The sequence below is a fragment of the Streptomyces sp. NBC_00239 genome, assembly GCF_036194065.1.
In the GTDB taxonomy this organism is placed as follows: Bacteria; Actinomycetota; Actinomycetes; order Streptomycetales; family Streptomycetaceae; genus Streptomyces.
Genome location: NZ_CP108095.1, coordinates 4,680,431 through 4,700,993, shown reverse-complemented (window position 1 = coordinate 4,700,993; position 20,563 = coordinate 4,680,431). Strand labels below are relative to the sequence as shown.

General features: G+C 73.0%; 17 protein-coding genes. 8 read left to right on the top strand and 9 right to left on the bottom strand.

Features of this window, described 5'->3' with window-relative positions:
* Nucleotides 1–110 precede the first annotated feature (110 nt).
* The 3 genes from OG764_RS20795 to OG764_RS20785 all read right to left on the bottom strand — a co-directional run bounded on the left by OG764_RS20795 (nucleotide 111) and on the right by OG764_RS20785 (nucleotide 3,218).
* Entirely contained in the window at nucleotides 111–896 is a 786-nt protein-coding gene (locus OG764_RS20795; protein ID WP_328969919.1) for an SDR family NAD(P)-dependent oxidoreductase, read from the bottom strand.
* 72 nt (nucleotides 897–968) lie between these two features.
* The gene (locus OG764_RS20790) at nucleotides 969–1,916 is read right to left on the bottom strand and encodes an LLM class F420-dependent oxidoreductase (protein WP_328969918.1); all 948 of its coding nucleotides are present in this window, start codon (nucleotides 1,914–1,916) and stop codon (nucleotides 969–971) included.
* Nucleotides 1,917–2,408: 492 nt separating this feature from the next.
* On the bottom strand, nucleotides 2,409–3,218 hold the full coding sequence (locus OG764_RS20785) for a hypothetical protein (RefSeq protein WP_328969917.1): 810 nt from the start codon (nucleotides 3,216–3,218) through the stop codon (nucleotides 2,409–2,411).
* A gap of 78 nt (nucleotides 3,219–3,296) precedes the next feature.
* On the opposite strand from OG764_RS20785, the gene OG764_RS20780 reads away from it, so the two are divergent.
* Nucleotides 3,297–3,758 carry an NUDIX hydrolase gene (locus OG764_RS20780; RefSeq protein WP_328969916.1) on the top strand — a complete coding sequence of 154 codons (462 nt, stop codon included), beginning with the start codon at nucleotides 3,297–3,299 and terminating at the stop codon, nucleotides 3,756–3,758.
* Nucleotides 3,759–3,843: 85 nt separating this feature from the next.
* On the opposite strand, the gene OG764_RS20775 is transcribed toward OG764_RS20780, so the two are convergent.
* From OG764_RS20775 to OG764_RS20765, 3 genes are all read right to left on the bottom strand, one after another.
* Complete coding sequence (locus OG764_RS20775) at nucleotides 3,844–4,326, bottom strand: hypothetical protein (protein ID WP_328969915.1); 483 nt, start codon at nucleotides 4,324–4,326, stop codon at nucleotides 3,844–3,846.
* 64 nt (nucleotides 4,327–4,390) lie between these two features.
* Entirely contained in the window at nucleotides 4,391–5,818 is a 1,428-nt protein-coding gene (locus tag OG764_RS20770) for a S1 family peptidase (protein WP_328969914.1), read from the bottom strand.
* 215 nt (nucleotides 5,819–6,033) lie between these two features.
* Nucleotides 6,034–7,251 carry an amidohydrolase family protein gene (locus OG764_RS20765; protein WP_328969913.1) on the bottom strand — a complete coding sequence of 406 codons (1,218 nt, stop codon included), beginning with the start codon at nucleotides 7,249–7,251 and terminating at the stop codon, nucleotides 6,034–6,036.
* Nucleotides 7,252–7,425: 174 nt separating this feature from the next.
* Here OG764_RS20765 and OG764_RS20760 point away from each other — a divergent pair, with 174 nt between their 5' ends.
* From OG764_RS20760 to OG764_RS20750, 3 genes are all read left to right on the top strand, one after another.
* Nucleotides 7,426–10,437 (top strand): AfsR/SARP family transcriptional regulator, encoded by a 3,012-nt coding sequence (locus OG764_RS20760; protein ID WP_328969912.1) that lies wholly within the window; start codon nucleotides 7,426–7,428, stop codon nucleotides 10,435–10,437.
* Nucleotides 10,438–10,571: 134 nt separating this feature from the next.
* Nucleotides 10,572–10,796 carry a hypothetical protein gene (locus OG764_RS20755; RefSeq protein WP_328969911.1) on the top strand — a complete coding sequence of 75 codons (225 nt, stop codon included), beginning with the start codon at nucleotides 10,572–10,574 and terminating at the stop codon, nucleotides 10,794–10,796.
* A gap of 198 nt (nucleotides 10,797–10,994) precedes the next feature.
* Complete coding sequence (locus OG764_RS20750) at nucleotides 10,995–11,705, top strand: class I SAM-dependent DNA methyltransferase (RefSeq protein ID WP_328969910.1); 711 nt, start codon at nucleotides 10,995–10,997, stop codon at nucleotides 11,703–11,705.
* Nucleotides 11,706–11,738: 33 nt separating this feature from the next.
* Here the strand turns inward: OG764_RS20750 and OG764_RS20745 are convergent, their stop codons facing one another.
* Nucleotides 11,739–13,391, bottom strand: coding sequence for a FadD3 family acyl-CoA ligase (locus OG764_RS20745; RefSeq protein WP_328969909.1), 1,653 nt, complete (start codon nucleotides 13,389–13,391; stop codon nucleotides 11,739–11,741).
* A 133-nt stretch (nucleotides 13,392–13,524) separates the two neighbouring features.
* On the opposite strand from OG764_RS20745, the gene OG764_RS20740 reads away from it, so the two are divergent.
* From OG764_RS20740 to OG764_RS20730, 3 genes are all read left to right on the top strand, one after another.
* Entirely contained in the window at nucleotides 13,525–14,676 is a 1,152-nt protein-coding gene (locus OG764_RS20740; RefSeq protein ID WP_328969908.1) for a lipid-transfer protein, read from the top strand.
* 173 nt (nucleotides 14,677–14,849) lie between these two features.
* The gene (locus tag OG764_RS20735) at nucleotides 14,850–15,281 is read left to right on the top strand and encodes a Zn-ribbon domain-containing OB-fold protein (protein WP_328973096.1); all 432 of its coding nucleotides are present in this window, start codon (nucleotides 14,850–14,852) and stop codon (nucleotides 15,279–15,281) included.
* On the top strand, nucleotides 15,278–16,057 hold the full coding sequence (locus tag OG764_RS20730; RefSeq protein ID WP_328969907.1) for an enoyl-CoA hydratase/isomerase family protein: 780 nt from the start codon (nucleotides 15,278–15,280) through the stop codon (nucleotides 16,055–16,057). The genes OG764_RS20735 and OG764_RS20730 overlap by 4 nt, the downstream gene beginning before the upstream one ends.
* Before the next feature lie 67 nt (nucleotides 16,058–16,124).
* On the opposite strand, the gene OG764_RS20725 is transcribed toward OG764_RS20730, so the two are convergent.
* Entirely contained in the window at nucleotides 16,125–16,736 is a 612-nt protein-coding gene (locus OG764_RS20725; protein ID WP_328969906.1) for a hypothetical protein, read from the bottom strand.
* Nucleotides 16,737–17,001: 265 nt separating this feature from the next.
* Between OG764_RS20725 and OG764_RS20720 the strand changes: the two genes are divergently transcribed.
* On the top strand, nucleotides 17,002–17,655 hold the full coding sequence (locus OG764_RS20720; protein ID WP_328969905.1) for a hypothetical protein: 654 nt from the start codon (nucleotides 17,002–17,004) through the stop codon (nucleotides 17,653–17,655).
* Between the two features lie 391 nt (nucleotides 17,656–18,046).
* Here the strand turns inward: OG764_RS20720 and OG764_RS20715 are convergent, their stop codons facing one another.
* Nucleotides 18,047–20,485 carry an outer membrane protein assembly factor BamB family protein gene (locus OG764_RS20715; RefSeq protein WP_328969904.1) on the bottom strand — a complete coding sequence of 813 codons (2,439 nt, stop codon included), beginning with the start codon at nucleotides 20,483–20,485 and terminating at the stop codon, nucleotides 18,047–18,049.
* Nucleotides 20,486–20,563 lie beyond the last annotated feature (78 nt).

The following is a 20,563-nucleotide window of genomic DNA, read 5'->3' as shown; positions in this document are numbered from 1 at the left end:
GATTTCTGACGCATCGTCAGATTTGATGAGTCGACTGTTCCATCGGGCGTGCGCGACGTCAATACCTGATGAGTCGTCAGAAACCCGTCGGTGCAGCGTCGGGGATCCCGTCAGAGGATGCTCACGCCGGCCATCCAGCCGCCGTCGATCACGAAGGGCTGGCCGGTGATGTACGAGGAGTCCGCGCTGCTCAGGAACAGGGCCAGCCGGGCCACCTCCACGGCCTCGCCCGCCCGCCCCATCGGCACCACCCGCCCGTACAGCTCCGCCATCGCCTCCGTCGCCTCGGCGGACGGCCCGTCGGGGTCCAGCAGCGCCGGGTTCGCCATCGGGGTGTCCACGGCCCCCGGGCACATGGCGTTGACCCGGATCCCCTTCGCGGCCAGTTCCAGCGCCGCCACCCGCGTCAGGCCCACGATGGCCGCCTTGGTCGCCGCGTACGCGCCCACGAACGCCATGCCGGTCAGGCCGGTGTAGGAGGAGGTGTTGACGATCGTGCCGCCGCCGGCCGCCTCGATCTCGGGGGCCACGGTCTTGATCCCGAGGAAGGAACCCACCTGGTTGACCTGGATCAGCTGCTGGAACTCCGCCAGCGGGGTCGAGACCAGCTCGTTGAAGCGCAGGATCCCGGCGTTGTTGACCAGCCCGTCGACCTTCCCGAAGGACTCCTTGGCCGCGGCGACGGCCGCCGCCCAGTCCGCTTCGCTGCTCACGTCCAGGTGCACGTACCGGGCCCGGTCCTCGCCCAGCTCCTTGGCGACCGCCGCGCCCTGCTCGTCCAGTACGTCACCGAGCAGCACCCTGGCGCCCTCGGCGGCGAAGAGCCGGGCCTCCTGCTCGCCCTGACCGCGCGCCGCCCCGGTGATGACCACGACGCGTCCGTCCAGCTTGCCCATGTCGTTGTCCCCTACTCGTACGTCGCCCGCCGACCGTCGGCCGGTGGTCGGTGGTCGGTGGTCGGTGGTCGTCTAGTCGTTGAGGTGGGGGGCCACTTCGACCCCGAACGCGGTGATCTGATCGACGAGTTCGGCCCGGTCGCGGCTGCGGAAGCGGACCTGGATCTGGTCCACGCCCAGCGCCGCGTACCCGCGCAGCGACTCGGCGAGCGCCTCCGGCTTGCCGGTCAGGGTGCGGCGGCCGGTGTCCCAGCCGGGCTCCCCCACGTACAGCGCCTCGGTGATCGCGCCGATCTCGACGGGCTCCTCGATGCCGGCCTCGGCGCGCAACTGCCGGATCCGGGCGATCTGGGCGGGCAGCTTGTCGCGCGGGTCGCCCTGCGGGAGCCAGCCGTCGCCGCGTACGGCGGCCCGGCGCACGGCGGCCGGCGACGAGCCGCCCACCCACACCGGTACGCGCTGCTGCGCGGGGCGCGGGAGCTGCCCCAGGTCCTTGAAGGCGAACCGGGCGCCCTCGAACTCCGGGAACTCCTCCGGTCCGAGCGCGGCCCGCAGCGCGTCGAGGCACTCGTCGAGCACCGCGCCGCGCCGCTCGAAGTCCACGCCGAGCACCTCGAACTCCTCCTGCACGTGCCCGGCGCCGACCCCGAGGATCAGCCGGCCGCCGCTGAGGTGGTCGAGGGTCGCGTACTGCTTGGCGCTGAGCAGCGGGTGGCGCAGCGCCACGATCGCGACGTGGCTGAGCAGGCGGACGCGGTCGGTGACCGCGGCCAGGTAGGCGAGGGTGGCCACCGGGTCGTACCAGACGGTGCTCATCGCCCCGGCGAGGCGTCGCGGGATCGCGACGTGGTCACAGGAGGCGAGGTAGCCGAAGCCGGCGCGGTCGGCGGCCTGCGCGATGGCCGACAGGTCGGCCGGTGAGGCGGCGGCCTCCCAGGGTTCGGCGTAGATGGAACTCTGCGACTGGACCGGGAGCTGCATCCCGTAGACCAGTCGTCCTTCCGGAAACACGCGCGCCATGGGGCTCCCACCTGACGATTAGTCATACGCCATCCGAGACGACCCATCGTCATACCTGACGCCCCATCAGACAACCCCCACGCACGGCCCGCCGGCCGCCCGAGGCCCGGGCCCGGGCGAAGCCCGGCAAACCCCGCGCGCCTTCCAGCCCCTCCGGCGCTTGAGGAGCAGGTCCGGGCGGAGCCCGGTGCCCGGCGCCAGCCGGGTTGTCTTGGGGCTCCGCCTCAACCCCCGCGCCTCAAACGCCGGCGAGGCTGGAAGTTGCCCCCAAGGCGCCGGCCAGGCTGGAGGTTGCCGGCCAGGGGGTGCGCGCCCGGGCGTTGGCGAGGCTGGAAGTCGCCGACCAGGCGGGGTGTGCCGTCCGGGCACCGGCGAGGCTGGGGGTTGCGCCTCAAGGCGTTGGCGAGGCTGGGGCGCGGCCTCGGACAGCGGCAAGGAGGGCGGCTGCCGCACAGCCGGCCAAGAGCGTGGCGGGTCGGTGGACGCTGCGGGTCAGTGGCCGGCGGGGCCCATGACGATGACCGGGTGTTGGGAGGGGTCGAGGGTTTGCAGGAGGGTCTTCATGCCGGCCGCCGGGATGCCGACACAGCCCTGGGAGGGCCCGTCGTGGTCGACGTGCAGCCAGATGTTCCCCCCCTTGGCCTCACCCTCCGGCTTCGTGGGGTCCAGCGGCGACGCCCCGGTCGCCCGGTTGAAGTTGATCGCGACGACGTAGTCGAAGGACCCCGCCAGGGACTCGCCCTCGACCCCCCGCCCGGTGGCCGTGAACGCGTCGCTGCGGTCGTACGGCAGCCGCGTCCCCGGCGGCTCCGGCAGCAGCCCGCCCGCGTCGGTCAGCGAGAACACCCCGACGGGCGACTGGAGGCCACCGTAATCGCGCGCCTCGGACCAGCCCTTGGCCCCGTTGCGGGCGGGCCAGCTCGGCCCCGGCTCCCAGTCCTGCGAGCCCTCGGCGCGCGTGTACAGGGTCACGGTCGCGTGCGAGGAGTGCGCGGACTCCCCCGTCACGAGGACGACCTGCCGGGAGTCGGCGGGGACGGCGGCCCGGGTGGCGTCGCTGACGTCCGGCAGGGCCTGCGGGCGGTGGGCGCCGCGGTCGGTGCGCCCGGACGGGCCGCCGTGCACCGCCGCACCCTTGTTCGCGTCCGTCCCCAACTGCGCGGAGAGCTGCGGCCGGGCGCCGTCGTGGGAGGCGTACGCCCAGCCCGCGGCGACCACGATGGCCGCGCCGGCGGCGGCCGTGTAGACCAGGCGGCCGCGGCGGGTGATACGCGTACGGTTCCGGGAGGCGTGCTTGCTCATCACCACAAACCGTACACATAGCGCTTTCTTGTCAATTTAGCGTTGAACCATACGCCGCCCGGACCCTACCCTGCCCTGATGCGCACCCAACGGACTCCACGGACCGCAGCCCGCCTCGTCGTCGTGTCGCCGCAGGACACCGTCTTCCTCTTCCGGGACCACAACAGGGAAACGGGCCTGCACTGGCTGCCTCCGGGCGGCGGGATAGACCCGGGCGAGACCCCCGAACAGGCCGTCCTGCGCGAGCTCCGCGAGGAGACCGGCTGGACCGATCTCGCCCCCGAACGGCTGTTGTGCACGTGGGAGCACGATTTCACCCATCAGGGCGTGCCCACCCGGCAGTACGAGCACATCTACGTCACTTCCGGCCCGCTCCGCGACCCCGTCCCGGAGTCCCCGGACGCGCACTGGCGCTGGTGGGACCTGGACGCCCTGGCCGCCACCCGCGACCCCCTCTGGCCCCCCACCCTCCCCGCCCTCCTCCGCGCCCCCTCCCGCGAACCGGTCCACCTGGGCCTGATCCCAAGCCCGACCTCCTGAGGCACGGCGACGCGGACCGGCCGGCCCCGCAGACAACCAGGAGGCACGTGCGCCGCCCTGCGCGACGGGGCCGGCCATCCCCGTCTCAGCGCTTGAACGAATCGGCGTTGAAGACGATGAACCCGCCCATCGGCCGACAGGCCGAGTCGATGCCGGCCGCCGCCACCCGCTTGTCATCGGATTTCCAGAAGCTCCCCGCCGCGACGATCGAGTCACCGGCGAGAAGGCGGCCGAACCCGGGCACCTCGACACCACGCCGATCGCCATCGGCCAGCGGCTGGACCCCCTTCGGCCAGATGGCCGCGGCCGTGTACTCCTCCTCCGCCCGCTTGCCGTGGACGATGAGGCATTGACCTTGCTCGGCGTAGTCGAGCTTCCCCTTGAGGATCATTCCCGGCGCCACCGGCAGCTCGTGGACAAGGATCCTCGGATCGTCCCCGACGACGGAAACACCATCCGATGTACCGGAGGGCGACCCTCCCGCGCCGTCGGTACCGCCCGATTCGCTGCACGCGGAAAGAAGCACCACGCCGAGAGCAAGCGCGAGCGAATTCCTCAGAGGCTTCATACCGTGACCCTTCCAGATGACCGGCTGGACGAGCTGACGCCCACCCGATCGTTCAACCGATCGGCTAGCGCGTCCAGACGTCATAACTGCGATTCTGGAAGAGATAGGCCGGAGTGAAGACACAACGGTTCGTACCGTCGTAGTTGGTCAGGCCCGTGTGGATACCGTAGGCGGTTCCGCCGAAGTACCAAGGTCCGCCGCTGTCACCACCCTGGCATGCGCTCCCGTTCACAACGACCATGTGCTTCAACGAACCGAGGGACACGTTGCGGTACTTGACCGTGCTGCACGTCTTCCCTGAAGTCCGGCCGAACTTGCAAACCGATGTGCCGACAGCGGGCATTGCTGCCCGGTCGTCCGCGTACCGCGCGTTGTTGTAGTCCTGGTAGAAGGTCCGCGAGCTGGCCATGGCACCCGTGGTCACGTACCCGAGGTCACCCGAGGCACCCTGATGGCTCCACACGGTCTTCACCGTCGTCGACCCACCCTGTGCGGCATGGTTGGAGTAGGTCTGCGCGGAGACGGTCGTGCAGTGCCCGGCCGTGCCAATCCTCTTGGTGGCGCTCGTGATGTATTTCAGGTTGAAGCCTGCCGTACAGCCGATCGACAGCGCGCCTCCGCCGCGGGTGTACCCGTCCTGCTTGTCGTAGGACGCATCGTCCGACACCTGGACCCTGACCGGAATGCCTCTCGCGGAGCCCTGAAGGGAGGGAGTCAACTCCTGCGCCACGGCTGCCCGGGCCGCCTTGCCTGCGGGCGCGTTGTGCAGTTCGACGTCGACCACGACTTCGCCCGCCTGGACGTCGTAGGCCGTGATCGCGTTACTGACGTCGCTCCGGCTCAATGCCTGAGCGTGCGCCTGCTCCTGGGCCTCCGCAAGGTCGGCCTCGGAGAATCCGCGATTGCTGACCACTTCGACGGGAACGGGAAGGCCGCCGGCCAGTGCCAGTGCCTCCACAGGCGCTGCGCCCTTGAACGCGAACCATGCACCGTTCTCCGACTTCACCGCACCGGAGAACTGATCGGGATAGGACGCTTCCAGTTTGGCGGCGACTTCAGTGAAGCGGTCTTGCCACCCGACCTGCTCGATGGCTTTGGCAAGCGGGATTCCCTCACCCTTGGCCATGGTTCGGATATCCTCGAGTTCCCCTGCCGTGAGATCGTCAATCACGACGTCAGGAGTGTCAGCCGGACCATCCGGCTGACTTGCCGGAGAGCTTTCAGAATTCGATTTCGCTTGCTCGATGTATGCATTCAATGCGCCCTCGAGCGGCATCCCCCGGTCTTCCGCCGCCTTCCTGATGCCATCGAGGACGGGGCGCTGAACCCCCACTGCACCGTCAGCGTTCAGGAACACCGAAGACTCGGGCACCGGATCGATACCCGCCGCGGCCTCCTGAGGAGCGAGAACTAGCGCTCCGGCTAACGCCGCGATCGCGAACGAGACACTGATCCGCCGTCCGCTGTTCCGTTTGGCACTGTCACTCGACAAAGCCCAATCCCCCAGTTGTCAGTCACCCACCCGGCAGGTCGGCGAAAAATAGATTCCAGGATTCCAGAATCCGGCTCGACGCTATCAGGCATAGCGGGCGAATCAGCGAGGGTTTTCGGCCTTCCGAGGGCAGTGGGTGCGGCGAAGGGCCGGTCGGCGGCGGGCAAAGGGGCGCTCCGCGCGCCGAACGGCATTTCCGCCGGACCACGCCCCGGTCAGCCCGCCCAGAGGCCGTCGGGGGTGAGGCCCAGGAGGTCGATGGCGTTGCCGCGGACGATGCGGTCGACGACGTCGGCGGGCAGGTGGCCCATCTGGGATTCGCCGACCTCGCGGGACTTGGGCCAGGTCGAGTCGGAGTGCGGGTAGTCCGTCTCGTAGAGGACGTTGCCGACGCCGATCGCGTCGAGGTTCTTGAGGCCGAAGGCGTCGTCGAAGAAGCAGCCGTAGACGTGCTCGGCGAAGAGTTCGGCCGGCGGGCGCAGCACCTTGTCGGCGACGCCGCCCCAGCCGCGGTTCTCCTCCCAGACCACGTTCGCGCGCTCCAGGATGTACGGGATCCAGCCGATCTGACCCTCCGCGTACATGATCTTCAGCCGGGGGAAGCGCTCGAACTTGCCGCTCATCAGCCAGTCGACCATCGAGAAGCAGCAGTTGGCGAAGGTGATGGTGGAACCCACGGCGGGCGGCGCGTCCGCGGAGGTCGACGGCATGCGCGAGGAGGAGCCGATGTGCATGGCGATGACCGTGCCGGTCTCGTCGCACGCCTCCAGGAAGGGGTCCCACTCGTCCGTGTGGATGGACGGCAGGCCCAGGTGCGGGGGGATCTCGGAGAAGGCGACGGCGCGGACCCCGCGCGCCGCGTTCCGGCGGACCTCCGCGGCGGCGAGCCGGGCGTCCCAGAGGGGGATCAGGGTGAGGGGGATGAGGCGGCCGTGCGCGTCGGGGCCGCACCACTCCTCCACCATCCAGTCGTTGTAGGCGCGCACCCCCAGCAGCCCGAGCTCGCGGTCCTTGGCCTCGGTGAAGGTCTGGCCGCAGAAGCGCGGGAAGGTCGGGAAGCACAGGGCCGACTGCACGTGGTTGACGTCCATGTCGGCGAGCCGGTCCGGGACGCTGAAGGAGCCGGGGCGCATCTGCTCGTACGTGATGACTTCCAGGCGGATCTCGTCGCGGTCGTAGCCGACGGCCGTGTCGAGGCGGGTCAGCGGCCGGTGCAGGTCCTCGTACACCCACCAGTCGCCGATCGGGCCGTCGTCGCCCTTGGCGCCCATGACGGGCGCGAACTTGCCGCCCAGGAAAGTCATTTCCTTCAGGGGGGCGCGCACGATCCGCGGGCCGGTGTCGCGGTAGCGGGACGGGAGCCGGTCCCGCCAGACGTGAGGAGGTTCAACCGTGTGGTCGTCCACCGAGATTATCTTCGGGAAGGTCTCCATGGGCTCCACGGTAGCGTCGATCTGACGAACCGTCAGCTATTCTGACGGCCGGAACCGGGCACTCCCCGACACCGTGCCCCCGTGTGCCCCGCGCCTCCCGGGCTGACGCGCCCGCCCGCGACAGGGCAGACTGACCAGTGCGCACGCCGCAACGGAAGGCAAAGGGGGAGACAGATGGACGGCATACCCGCCGCCATTCCGCACCAGCGGAAACACCCCGAGGCTCAGACCGGCACGCCCGTCCCCACCGGTGAACCCACCCCCACCGGTGACGCCGGGGCCGCCGGAGCCCGGTTCGCCGTACTCGGAACAGTCCGCGCCTGGCACGGCAGCGAGCCGCTCGCATCCGGCTCGCCCCAGCAACGGGCCCTGCTCGCCGCCCTCCTGCTGCGCGACGGACGCACCGCCACCGCACCCGAACTCATCGACGGCATCTGGGGCGAGGACCCGCCCTCCCAGGCCCTCGCCGCGATCCGCACCTACGCCTCCCGGCTGCGCAAGATCCTCGCGCCGGGAGTCCTCGTCAGCGACGCCGGCGGCTACGCGATCCGCACCACCCCCGCCGCCCTCGACCTCGGCGTGGCCCGCGAACTCGCCGCCGAGGCCGACCGGGCCCGCACCAAGGGCAACCCCGCCCAGGCCCGCACCCTCCTCAACCGGGCCCTTGACCTGTGGGACGGCGAACCCCTCGCCGGGGTCCCCGGCCCGTACGCCGACACCGAACGCACCCGGCTCGCCGAATGGCACCTCCAGCTCCTGGAGACCCGCCTCGACCTCGACCTCGACCTCGGCAGCCACGCCGAAGCCGTCTCCGAGCTCACCGCGCTGACCGCCGCCCACCCACTGCGCGAGCGGCTGCGCGAACTCCTCATGCTCGCCCTGTACCGCAGCGGCCGGCAGGCCGAGGCGCTCGCCGTGTACGCCGACACCCGCCGGCTCCTCGACGAGGAACTCGGCGTCGACCCGCGCCCCGAACTCGCCGAACTCCAGCAGCGGATCCTGCGCGCCGACGCCGAACTCGCCGCCACCCCCGCCTCCTCGGCCGCGCCCGTACTCCGGCGCCCGGCCCAGCTCCCCGCCACCGTCCCCGACTTCACCGGCCGGTCCGCCTTCGTCGCCGAACTCACCGGCATCCTCACCGCGGACGGCGCCGACGGCCAGGTCATGGCCGTCTCCGCGCTCGCCGGCATCGGCGGCGTCGGCAAGACCACCCTCGCCGTGCACGTCGCCCACGCCGCCCGCCCGCACTTCCCCGACGGCCAGCTGTACGTCGACCTCCAGGGCACCGGCCCCAACTGCATGGAACCCGAAGCCGTGCTCGGCGGCTTCCTGCGCGCCCTCGGCATCCCCGCGCACGCCATCCCCGACTCGCAGGCCGAACGCTCCGCCCTCTACCGATCCACCCTCGACGGCCGCCAGGTCCTCGTCCTCCTCGACAACGCCCGCGACGCCGCCCAGGTCCGGCCGCTGCTGCCCGGCACCGCCGGCTGCGCCGCCCTGGTCACCAGCCGGGTCCGGATGGCCGGCCTGGCCGGCGCGCACCTGGTCGACCTCGACGTGATGAGCCCCGACGAGGCCCTCCAGCTGTTCACCCGGATCGTCGGCGAGGAACGCGTCCAGGCCGAACGCCAGGCCGCGCTCGCCGTGGTCGGCGCCTGCGGCTTCCTGCCGCTCGCCATCCGCATCGCCGCCTCCCGGCTCGCCGCCCGCCGCACCTGGACGGTCTCCGTCCTCGCCGACAAGCTCGCCGACGAGCGGCGCCGCCTCGACGAGCTCCAGGCCGGCGACCTGGCCGTCAAGGCCACCTTCGAACTCGGCTACGGCCAGCTCGAACCCGCCCAGGCGCGGGCCTTCCGGCTGCTCGGCCTCGCCGACGGCCCCGACATCTCGCTCTCCGCGGCCGCCGCCGTGCTCGACCTGCCCGTCCACGACGCCGAGGACCTCCTGGAGGCCCTCGTGGACTGCTCGCTGCTGGAATCCGCCGCACCCGGCCGCTACCGCTTCCACGACCTCGTACGGCTCTACGCGCGTGCGTGCGCCGAACGCGACGAGCAGCCGCCAGCCGAGCGGGACGCCGCGCTCTCCCGGCTCCTCGACTTCTACCTGGCCACCGCCGCCGGCGTGTACGCACTGGAGCGCCCCGGCGACCGGCTCGTCGCCCACCTCGCCCCGACCCGCTACCCCGGGCTGGTGCTGCGCGACCGGCACGCCGCCATGGACTGGCTGTACACGGAGGCCAACCCGCTGCTGGCCTGCGTCCGGCAGGCCGCCGCCCGCACCGACCTCCCGGTGAGCGTGCTGCGCCGGGCCGTCGACCTGCTGTGGGCCGCCAAGGACCTGCTGGAGTCCGGCGCCAACTCCCGCCAGTACGAGTCCGCCGCGCTCGCCCTGCGCGACGCCGCGCTCGCCGCCCGCGACCCGCACGCCGAGGGCCGGGTCCGCACCACCCTCACCAACGTGCACCTGGTCGCCGGCCGGTTCGCCGCAGCCGACGACGAGGCCCGGCAGGCCACCGCGCTCGCCCGGGCCGCCGGCGACCCGCTGCCCGGCTGCTGGTCCCCCAACGACCGCGGGATCATCGCGCTCTACGAGGGCCGGCACGCCGAGGGCGAGCGCTACCTCCGCGAGGCCATCGCGAACTTCCACGCCGACGGCAACAACGTCGGCGAGGCCAGCGCGCTGTGCAACCTGTCCCGGATCGAGGCCGCCCTCGGCCGGCTCCCCAGCGCCATCGAACTGGTCGAGCGGGGCATCGCCATCTATGACCGGATGGGCCTGACCCTGCGCCTGGCCAACGGCCGGTACGCCCTCGGCACCGTGCTCACCCAGGCCGGCCGCCTCAAGGAGGCCCAGGCCCAGCTCCTGGAGGCCCTCGCCCTCTTCCACGACAACCGGCAGCCGCTGTGGGAGGGCATCACCCACTACCGGCTGGCCGAGAACCAGCTGGCCGCCGGCCAGGCCACCGCCGCCGCCTCGCACGCCGAACAGGCCATCGCACTGCGCGTGATGGGCGGCGAGTGGCGGCGGGCGTGCGTGGTGATGGTGCTGGGCCGGGCGCTGTTCCGGCTCGGACAGACCGACCGGGCACGGGCCTGCTGGCTGGACGCGGAGGCGGTGTTCGCGCAGCTCGGATCGCCCGAGCTGGCTTCCGTACGGGCCCTGCTGGCCTCGGAGCTCGCTGCCTGAACCGGCCTTTGACACCATGCTGAACGGGGCGTTCATCGTACGTTTATCGCCCCGCGCAACCATGTAATCACTGACCCGCTCGGCGGTCCTCGGGGGAATCGCCGAACGGGCCCGATCCATCATCAGGAGTGACGATGACGACGACCGACAGCGCGACGCCGGTACCCGGCGACGGCGACATCAAGCCGCTCGACAATCACGCCACCGGCGTCGAGATCAAGCCCCTGGGCGACATCAAGCCGATGGACAACCACGCCACGGGCGCCCCGCTGACCGCGCCCGCTGCCGGTCCCGCGAGCGAGGACGTCAAGGCGGAGATCAAGGCCATGGACAACCACGCGACGGGTCCGCGGCCGTAATCGCACCTGCCTGCGCCGGTCACGGGGGTACGGGGGTGCCGACCGGCGCAGGCGTGAGGCCCGTGGGCCGGACCCGGGGGGGGATCCGGCCGACGGGAGCACAAGGTACGGGGGAGCGGCGAGCGCGGTGGCCCGGAGGGGGAGCCACCGCGCTCGCCGCATGCCCGCGCCCGTGCCGGGCGTCGCTAGGGTGGAGACGTGTTCACCTCTGAGGGACCCACCGTGCGGGAGCTGGCCGTTCAGGCGCTGTCGTCCGTCGAGCACGGCTACGACCTGCTCGCGCCGAAGTTCGACCACACCCCCTTCCGGACTCCGGAGCGGTTCCTGACCGCGACCACCCGCGCACTCCGCCCGTACGGCCCGTTCGACGCGGCCCTGGACGTGTGCTGCGGCACCGGCGCCGGCATCGGCGTGCTGCGCGACCTCGGCGCGCCCCGCCGCATCGGGGCCGACCTCAGCGCCGGCATGCTGGCGCAGGCCGAGGCCGCCCACCCGGACGCCGGCTTCGTACGGGCGGACGCACTCGCCCTGCCCTTCGAGGCGGAATTCGACCTGGCGGTGTCCTTCGGCGCGTTCGGGCACTTCCTGCCCGCCGAGCGGCCCCCGCTCTTCGCCTCGGTGTACCGGACCCTGCGCCCGGGCGGGCTGTTCGCCTTCCCGATCGGCGCCCCGCTGCCGGTGACCTCGGCCCTGTACTGGATCACGCTCGGCTTCGACACGGCGATGCGCGTGCGCAACGCCGTCTGGCGGCCGCCGTTCGTCATGTACTACCGGACCTTCCCGCTCGGCGGCGTCCGCACCGACCTCCGGGCCGCCGGCTTCGACGTGTCCCTGACCCCCCTCCCGGAGTTCGGCACCCGCCCGGACGGCACCCCGCGCTGGCGCCTCGTCCTGGCCCGCAAACCCTGACGCGCCAAGAGCGTCAGGGCGTAGGCGCGTGCCTCAGCCGCGGGCCCGGAGTTCCGTCTTGAGGACCTTGCCGCCGGCGTTGCGCGGGAGTTCGGCGACGAATTCGACCTCGCGCGGCACCTTGTAGTTGGCCATCTCCCGGCGTGACCAGGCGATCAGGTCGTCGGCGGTGAGGGTGGCGCCGCGGCGGCGGACCGCGTACGCCTTGCCGACCTCGCCGAGGCGGGCGTCGGGGATGCCGATGACGGCCACGTCGGCGATGTCCGGGTGCAGGCCGATGAGCTGCTCTATCTCCGCCGGGTAGGCGTTGAAGCCGCCGACGATGAACATGTCCTTGATCCGGTCGGTGATGCGGAGGTTGCCGGCGTCGTCCATGACGCCGACGTCGCCGGTGCGCAGCCAGCCGTCGGGGGTGACGGCCCGCGCGGTCTCCTCGGGGTCCTCGTAGTAGCCGCGCATGACGTGGTGACCGCGGACCCACACCTCGCCGTCGACGAGCTTGACCTCGGTGCCCGGGATGGCCCTCCCGGACGTCTCGGCGATCACCCGGGCGGGGTCGCCGCGGCGGCACATGGTGACGATGCCGCTGGCCTCGGAGAGCCCGTACGCGGTCAGGACGGTGGCGATCCGCAGCTCGTCGCGGAGCCGCTCGACCAGTCGCAGCGGGACCACGGCCGCGCCCGTGACCACCAGCCGCAGCGCGGACAGGTCGTACTGGTCGCGGTGCGGGTGGTCCAGGAGGGACTGGTGCAGGGTGGGCGGGCCGGGGAGTACGGAGATCCGCTCGGCGGTGATGTTGGCGAGCGCGGTGTCCACGTTGAAGACGGACTGCGGGACCATCGTGGCGCCGCGCATCAGGCAGGCGATGATCCCCGCCTTGTAGCCGAAGGTGTGGAAGAAGGGGTTCACGATCAGGTAGCGGTCGCCCTCGCGCAGCCCGGCCAGCTCGCTCCACACCGCGTAGCAGCGCAGCGTCTGCGCGTGGGTGATCACGGCGCCCTTGGGCTGCCCGGTGGTGCCGGAGGTGAAGACGATGTCGGAGGCGGTGTCCGGGCCGATGGCGGCGGCACGTTCGCGCACCGCCGAGGCAGGGACGGTGTCGCCGCCGGCGAGGAAGTCCTTCCAGGTCCGGAAGGACTCGGGGGCGTCCTCGGCGAGGACCACGACGTCCTCCAGGTGCGGCAGGCCCGGCAGCGGGCCGCCGCCGGGTCCGACGGCCGCGGCGCGACGCAGCGAGGCCACGTACGAGGTGCCGAGGAAGGTGCCGGTGACGAAGAGCAGGCGGGCCCGGCTGCGCCCGAGCACGTAGGCGGCCTCGGCGCCCTTGAAGCGGGTGTTGAGCGGGACGAGGACGGCGCCGGCCGAGACGGCGCCGAGCGCGCTGACGATCCAGTCGAGGCTGTTGGGGGCCCAGACGGCGACCCGGTCGCCGGCTTCGACGCCGGCGGCGATGCAGGCGGCCGCGGCGCGGGCCACCCGCTCGCCGAGTTCGGCGTACGAGACGCGGGTCCGGCCGTCGACGACGGCCTCGCGGCCGGCGAAGCGGGTGGCGGCGTCGGCCACCAGCCCCGGGACGCTGCCCCACCGCAGGTCCCCGCGCTCGTCCTCGCCGGCGTACTCGTGCCCGTCCCCCCGCCCGTCCCCACACTCGGCCCCGCGCCCGCTCTCGCGCTCGTCCTCGCCCATGGAGATCCTCCCCGCACTCTCGGCGCGCTCCCGGAACGGCCCCGGCACGCTCTCCGCAACGCAGTAGCTGACTATCCGTCAGATTAGCTGTAGCCTTCGCGGCTGTCAGTACCGGTGCATCTCGGAGGTGGCGATGGCGGCAACGCTCAAGGACGCTGCGGCGATAGCGGGGATCGGCCAGACCGCCTTCGCCAAGCAGCTTCCGCAGTCGGAGAAGGAACTGGCCTGCCGGGCCATCCTGGCCGCGCTCGACGACGCGGGCATCGAACCTTCCGAGGTCGACGCCTTCGCCTCCTACACGATGGAGGAGACCGACGAGGTCGAGGTGGCCAAGGCGATCGGCGCCGGTGACGTCACCTTCTTCTCCAAGGTCGGCTACGGCGGCGGCGGTTCGTGCGCCACCGTCGGCCACCTCGCCGCGGCCGTCGCCACCGGGCAGGCGAGCGTGGGCGTGGCCTGGCGCTCGCGCAAGCGCGGCTCCGGCCCGCGGCCCTGGAAGAACACCGCCGTGCAACTGCCCACCCCCGGCCAGTGGACCCGCCCCTTCGGCCTGCTGCGGCCCGCCGACGAGATCGGCATGCTGGCCCGCCGCTACATGCACGAGTACGGCGCCACCCGCGACCACCTCTTCAACGTCGCCCTGGCCTGCCGCAACCGGGCCAACCAGAACCCGGCCGCGATGATGTACGAGCGCCCGCTGACCCGCGAGATGTACATGACGGCCCGCTGGATCAGCGAGCCGCTGTGCCTCTTCGACAACTGCCTGGAGACCGACGGCGCGCTCGCCTGCGTCATCGTGAGCGCCGCACGCGCCCGGGACTGCCGGCAGAAGCCCGTGTACGTGCACTCCGTCGCCCAGGGCCTGCCCGCCCAGCACCACGGGATGGTCAACTACTGGAACGACGACCCGCTGACCGGCCCCGCCTGGACCGCCGCCCGGCACCTGTGGAAGCAGGCCGACTTCGGTCCCCAGGACGTCGACGTCGCCCAGATCTACGACGCCTTCACCCCGCTGATCCCGCTCTCCCTGGAGGGCTACGGCTTCTGCGGGCGCGGCGAGGGCGCGGCCTTCACCGAGGGCGGCGCCCTGGAGATCGGCGGCCGGCTGCCCCTGAACACGGGCGGCGGCGGGCTCTCCGAGGCGTACGTCCACGGCTTCAACCTGATCAACGAGGGCGTCAAGCAGCTGCGCGGCAGCTCCACCGCCCAGGTACCGGACGCCGCGACCTGCCTGGTCACGGCGGGCGAGGGCGTACCGACGTCCGCGATCCTGCTGCGCGCGTGAGGAGCCGCACGATGACCGAGACGACCGACACGACCGCGACGGCCGGCACGGCCGACACGGCCGACACGTCTGGCACGGCCGGCACGGCCGGCACGGCCGGCACCGGCGCGACCGATACGACGGTCCCGGCGACGGCGCCCGCCCCCGCCCCCGCGGCCGCGCCGGACGGGGGCCTGCTGGTGCCCGTCCCCGACGGGGACGGCGCCCCCTTCTGGGAGTACGCGGCCCGCGGCGAGCTGCGCGTCCAGGCCTGCGCGGCCGCGGCCTGCGGGGAGCTCCGCTTCCCGCCCCGCCCGTGCTGCCCGCACTGCGGTTCGTTCGACAGCGAATGGCGCCTGATGAGCGGGCGCGGGCGGATCTGGTCGTACGTGCGCCCGCACCCGCCCCTGCTGCCCGCGTACGCCGCCCAGGCCCCGTACAACGTCATCCTGGTCGAGCTGGCGGACGCCCCGCGAATCAGGCTGGCCGGGAACCTGGTGGCGGCCGCCGGGGCGCCGCTGAACTCGGTGGACCCGGCGCGGCTGCGGATCGGCGCGAAGGTGCAGGTGGCGTTCGCCGACGTGGACGGCACGATCGTGCCGCGTTGGCTGCTGGAGCGCACATGACCGTACGGGTGGACCGGGACGGGACGACGGGCGTGGCCGTGGTGACACTGGACCGCCCGGCGAAGCACAACGCGATCGACCTGGAGACCGCCGCGGAACTGACCGCGACCTGGAGGGAGTTCAGGTCCGACACCGCGGTGCGCGCGGTGGTGGTGACCGGCGCCGGCTCAAAGGCATTCTGCACCGGCATCGACCGGTCCGTGGAGGTGCCGCAGCCGCCGTCCCCGTACACGATCGACGACCCGCTGATCGCGATCGGGCCGAAGGCCAACGACCTGTGGACGCCGGTGGTCGCCGCCGTCAACGGGATGGCCTGCGGCGGGGCCTTCTACCTGCTGGGCGAGGCCGAGTTCCTGATCGCCTCGGACACGGCCACCTTCTTCGACCCGCACACCGGATACGGCATGGTCAGCGCGTACGAGGCCATCTACATGGCCATGCGGATGCCGTTCGGCGAGGTGGCCCGGATGTCGCTGATGGGGACGGCGGAACGGCTCTCGGCGCGGCGCGCCCACGAGATCGGGCTGGTGTCCGAGCTGACCCCGCCCGGGGAGGAGCTGGCGGCGGCCGTCCGGTGCGCCGAGACCATGGCCGGCTTCCCGGCGGCGGCCGTCCAGGGCACGGTCCGCGCACTGTGGTCGGCCAAGGAGGCGGCCCGCACCCAGGCCCTGGCCCACGCCCCGCACCTGATCGCGCTGGGCAACCTGCCGGCGGACCGGCAGGCCGCGCTCTTCGCCGACCGGCGCGCGACCGCCACTGAGGTCCGCACCCGCTGACCGCCCGCCGACGGGCGGAGGCCGGTGGCCAGGGGGCGGTGGCGGAGGGCGGCGGGGGGCGGTGCGGCTAGCTGACGAGCGTGATGCCGTCGATCTCGCAGCGCTTGACGTCCTTGGCGCGCTTGACGGCGGTCATCGGGACGCGGATCTCCCTGGTCTCGTAGGGGTCCAGGGTGATCCGCCCGGTGTTGTCGTCGATCTCGGCCTTCGCGTCGGTGCCCATGAAGTCGACCTCGATGGTGAAGGTGTGCCGCACGGACGAGGTGGACGTGACCTTCAGGGTCGAGTTCGTCTCCGGGGAGCCGGACGAGGTGCGCTTGCGCTTCTTGCCGGTGGCCTTGGACCTGCGGTCGGCCGGGCCCGCGCAGTCCACGATCTCGACCGTGACGAGGTCGCTCGCGGCGGCCGTCGCGGCGGCCGTGGCGGTGCCGGCGCTGCCGCCGGTGCCGGCGACGGTCTGCGCGCCGTTGTCGTCGTCCCAGTCGCTGTCGCTGTGGGTGCCGTTCTTCTTCTTGGAGCTGGAGCAGCCGCCACCGCCCGAGCCGGAAGAATCGTGGCCGCCCGAGCTGGAGCTGCGGCTCTTGCCGCTGCCCGACTTGCTGCCGCCGCCCTTGCTGCCCCCGGACGAGAACCCGGTCAGCGCAAGCACGACCGCGACGAGTACGGCAGCGAGCCTCACATTTCGGCCAGGCACCATCGTTTACCTCCCCCTCGGACCCCGATCCCCCTGGATCGGACCGCCGCGCACGCTATCAGGATCCAGCCACCGCGCCAGACCCGGCGGCGGGGGCGGGGGGCGGGGGGGACGGGGGGGGACGGGGGGGGACGGGGGGGGGACGGGGGGGACGGGGGGACGGCCGGTGGCGGGCGGGTGCTCCCGAGGTGCCGAGCGGGTGGCCCGGGCGTAGCGTCGTCAGCGAGAGCCCGACTGCTGGAGGCCGAGCATGATCCGCAACGTACTCGGCTCCCTGATGGGGCTCGTGGGAGCGACGGCCGCCGTCTGGAGCCCCTTCCGTGCCTGGTACGACGGCCGTCACGGACGCGACTACCGCATCGAAGAGCTGTTCGCGGGCAGCGGGATCACCGCGGACAAGGCCAACCTGGCGGCGTCCATCCTGCTGCCCTTCGTCGTCGCCGCCGTACTCACCCTGCTGGCCGTCCTGCGGCGCTCGCGCTTCCTCATGGCCGCCGCCGGGGTCATCGTGCTCGGGTTCACCGTGCTGTGGATGGTCCGGCAGGGGCAGGCGGCGGGCAGCCTCAGCGTCGGCGGCGAGGGTACGGGCCTGGGCGTGGGCGTCGCGAACGCGTTCTTCGGCGGCGTCCTGCTGCTGCTCGCGGCCGTCGTGATGACCGGGCGGGGGCGGCGCGGCCGGCTCTCCCGGAGCGAGCCGGAGCCCGTGCCGTACGCGCCGGTGGGCGCGCCTGTCCCGCCGGACCGTGGTGGCTGGGCCGACGAGCCGCAGGGTCCGACCCAGACGATGCCGCAGCCGTGGCCCGGGCATGGCCCCGCGCTCGGCGCGCCCCTGGACGGCCCCGACGAAGGCCCGCCCCCGCCTCCGCACGGCCCACCCCTGGGCCCCCCACTGAACAAGCCGTAACCGCAACCTCCAGCCTCGCCCGTGCCCTGGGGGCGCTACCAGCGGGCAACCTCCAGCCTCGCCCATGCCCTGGGGGGCGCTACCAGCGGGCAATTCCCAGCCTCGCCGGCGTTTGAGGCGCGGGGTTTGGGGCGGAGCCCCAAGACACCCGGCTGACGCCGGGCACCGGGCTCCGCCCGGACCCGCTCCTCAAGCGCCGGAGGGGCTGAAGGTGCGCGGGGTCGCCGGGCCCTGCCCGGACCCGCTCCTCAAACGCCGGAGGGGCTGAAGGTGCGCGGGGTCGCCGGGCCCTGCCCGGACCCGCTCCTCAAACGCCGGAGAGGCTGAAGGGGTGCGCGGGGTCGCCGGGCACCGCCCGGGCCCGGGTCGGAGGGGCTGAGACGGGCGGGGGTTACGTCGTGCGGGTGCCTGTGCCCTTGGCTGCGTCGAGGGCGTAGACGCAGCGGTCCTTGCTGCACGCGAAGACGACGCCCGCCTTGGCGACCGGCGAGCCGGCGATCTCACCGCCCGTCTTGAGCTTCCAGCGCAGCTGGCCCCCCGCCGCGTCCAGCGTGTACAGGCAGTGGTCCGCCGACCCGAAGTGCACCCGGCCCTCGGCGACCGCGGGCGACCCCGTGATCTCGCCCCCCGCCGCGAAGCGCCACTTCGGCGTGCCGGTCACCGCGTCCAGCGTGTACAGCGCGCTGCCCGCGCCCAGGTGCACGTTCCCGTTGGCGACCACGACCGGTTCGGACGACTGGCGCGGCTCGGTGGCGATCCGCCACCGGTCCCGGCCGGTCGCGGCGTCGAGCGCGTACACCGTGCCCAGGTGGTCGGCGAGGTACACGCCCCCGCCGGCGACCGCCGGCCCCGGCGCGAAGGCCGGCGGGCAGAGGAACACCGCGGGGGCCTCGAAGTGCCAGCGGACCCGGCCCGAGGCCCGGTCCACGGACAGCACCCGGGTGCCGGCGGAGACGTACGTGTTCCCGTCGGGGGCCGGCAGCACCCGGATCGGCACGTTCCCGCAGGAGGCCGCGTCGCCCACCGGGTACGACCACTGCTCGATGCCGGTACGGGCGTCCAGGGAGCGCAGCCGGGCGTCCTGCCAGATGTAGACGGATCCGTCGTGGACGACCGGGGCGGCCTCGGGGGTCTCGAAGTCCGTCTGCGCGCCGGTGGTCTCCCACAGCTTCTGGCCGGACGCGGCCTCCCAGGCCTGCACCCCGCCGCCGCGGGTCGCGGTGACGACCGTGCCCCGGTCGGCCTTGAGCGCGTACACCCAGGCGTCGGTCTGGAGCCGCCACCGCTCGCCGCCGTCGGTGGCGTCCAGCGCGTACAGCGAGGGCCCGTCGGAGGCGTGGATGCGGCCGTCGGCGACCGCCATCGACCAGGCGACGTCGCGGGTCTTGAACTGGCGGCGGCCGGTGGCCACGTCCAGGGCGTGCACCTCGAAGGAGGTGACGTAGAGCAGGTCGCCGGCGACGGTGGGCGTGCCCCACACCTCGTTCGACATCCGGAACCGCCACGGCCGCCAGCGGCCGCTGTCCGGGGCCGGGCCGGGGCTCGGCACGGACACCGGGGCCGGCGCGGCGGCCACCGAGCCGCCGGGCGGGCGGATCCAGCCGGTGGCCGCGACGGCCCCGGCCTCGACGACGGCGGCGGACCGGCCGGCCCGCGGGCCGGGACCGATCGGCACCGGCGCGTCGGCCAGCCGGACCGGCTCACCGGGCGGGGCGGTCGGGGCGGACCCGGGACGCTGGGCGTGCACGGGCCCGGCGGGCGGGTGCGGCGGCATGGGCGGCGCGGCCTGCCCGGTGCGCGGGTCGGCCCACGGCTCGGAACCGCGCGGCGGGGTCGGCCGGCCGTTGTTGTTGCGGCGGTGCGTGGGGGCGCCCGCGCCGGGGCCGGCGCCGGGGCCGGGGCCGCGTGCGGCACCCGCCTGGGCCGGGGTGCGCGAGCCCCCCGCGCGGCGCTGCTCGATCATGGCGGTGGCCCGCGGGGGCAGCCAGGCCGAGGCGGTGCCGCTGTCGTCGCCGGCGTCGAAGAGGTGCGGGGAGAGCTGGGCCTGCAGGTCGGCCGGGGTGGGCCGGTGTGCCGCGTCCATCTGCATGCAGGACTCGATGAGGGGCCGCAGGTCGTCGGGCAGGCCCTCCAGGTTCGGGCCTTCGCGCAGCAGCATGAAGACGGTCTCGACCGGGTTCGCGCCGTGGAAGGGCGGGTGTCCGGTCGCGGCGAAGACGAGCGTGGAGCCGAGGGAGAAGACGTCGCTGGCGCCCTTGACGCTGCGGGAGTCCTTCGCCTGTTCGGGGGACATGTAGGCGGGCGTGCCGACGGCCACGTTGGTCATGGTGAGCCGGGTGTTCGAGACGCCGCTGGCGATGCCGAAGTCGATGACCCGCGGGCCGTCCTCGACGACGAGGACGTTCGACGGCTTGAGGTCGCGGTGGACCAGGCCGGCGCCGTGGATGGACTGCAGGGCCTCGGCGATGCCCGCGGCGAGCCACCGTACGGCCTGGACGGGCATCGGCCCGCACTCGTTGACGATCTCCTCCAGGGAGGGCGCCGGTACGTACGCGGTGGCCAGCCACGGCACGGCGGCCCGCGGGTCGGCGTCCACGACGGCCGCGGTGTAGAAGCCGCTGACCGCGCGCGCCGCCTCCACCTCGCGGGTGAACCTGACCCGGAAGAGCTGGTCCTCGGCGAGCTCCGTGCGCACCGTTTTGATCGCCACCCGCCGGCCGGACGCCGAGCGCGCGAGATAGACCAGGCCCATGCCGCCGGCGCCGAGCCGGCCGAGCACCTCGAACGGGCCGATCCGTCTCGGGTCGTGCTGCGTCAGCTGCTCCACCACTCGCCTGCCACCTCCCCGTACGGGCTGTCGAAGGGCCCGTTTCTCCAACCCGTGCAGCGTCTCACCACTGGGCACCGA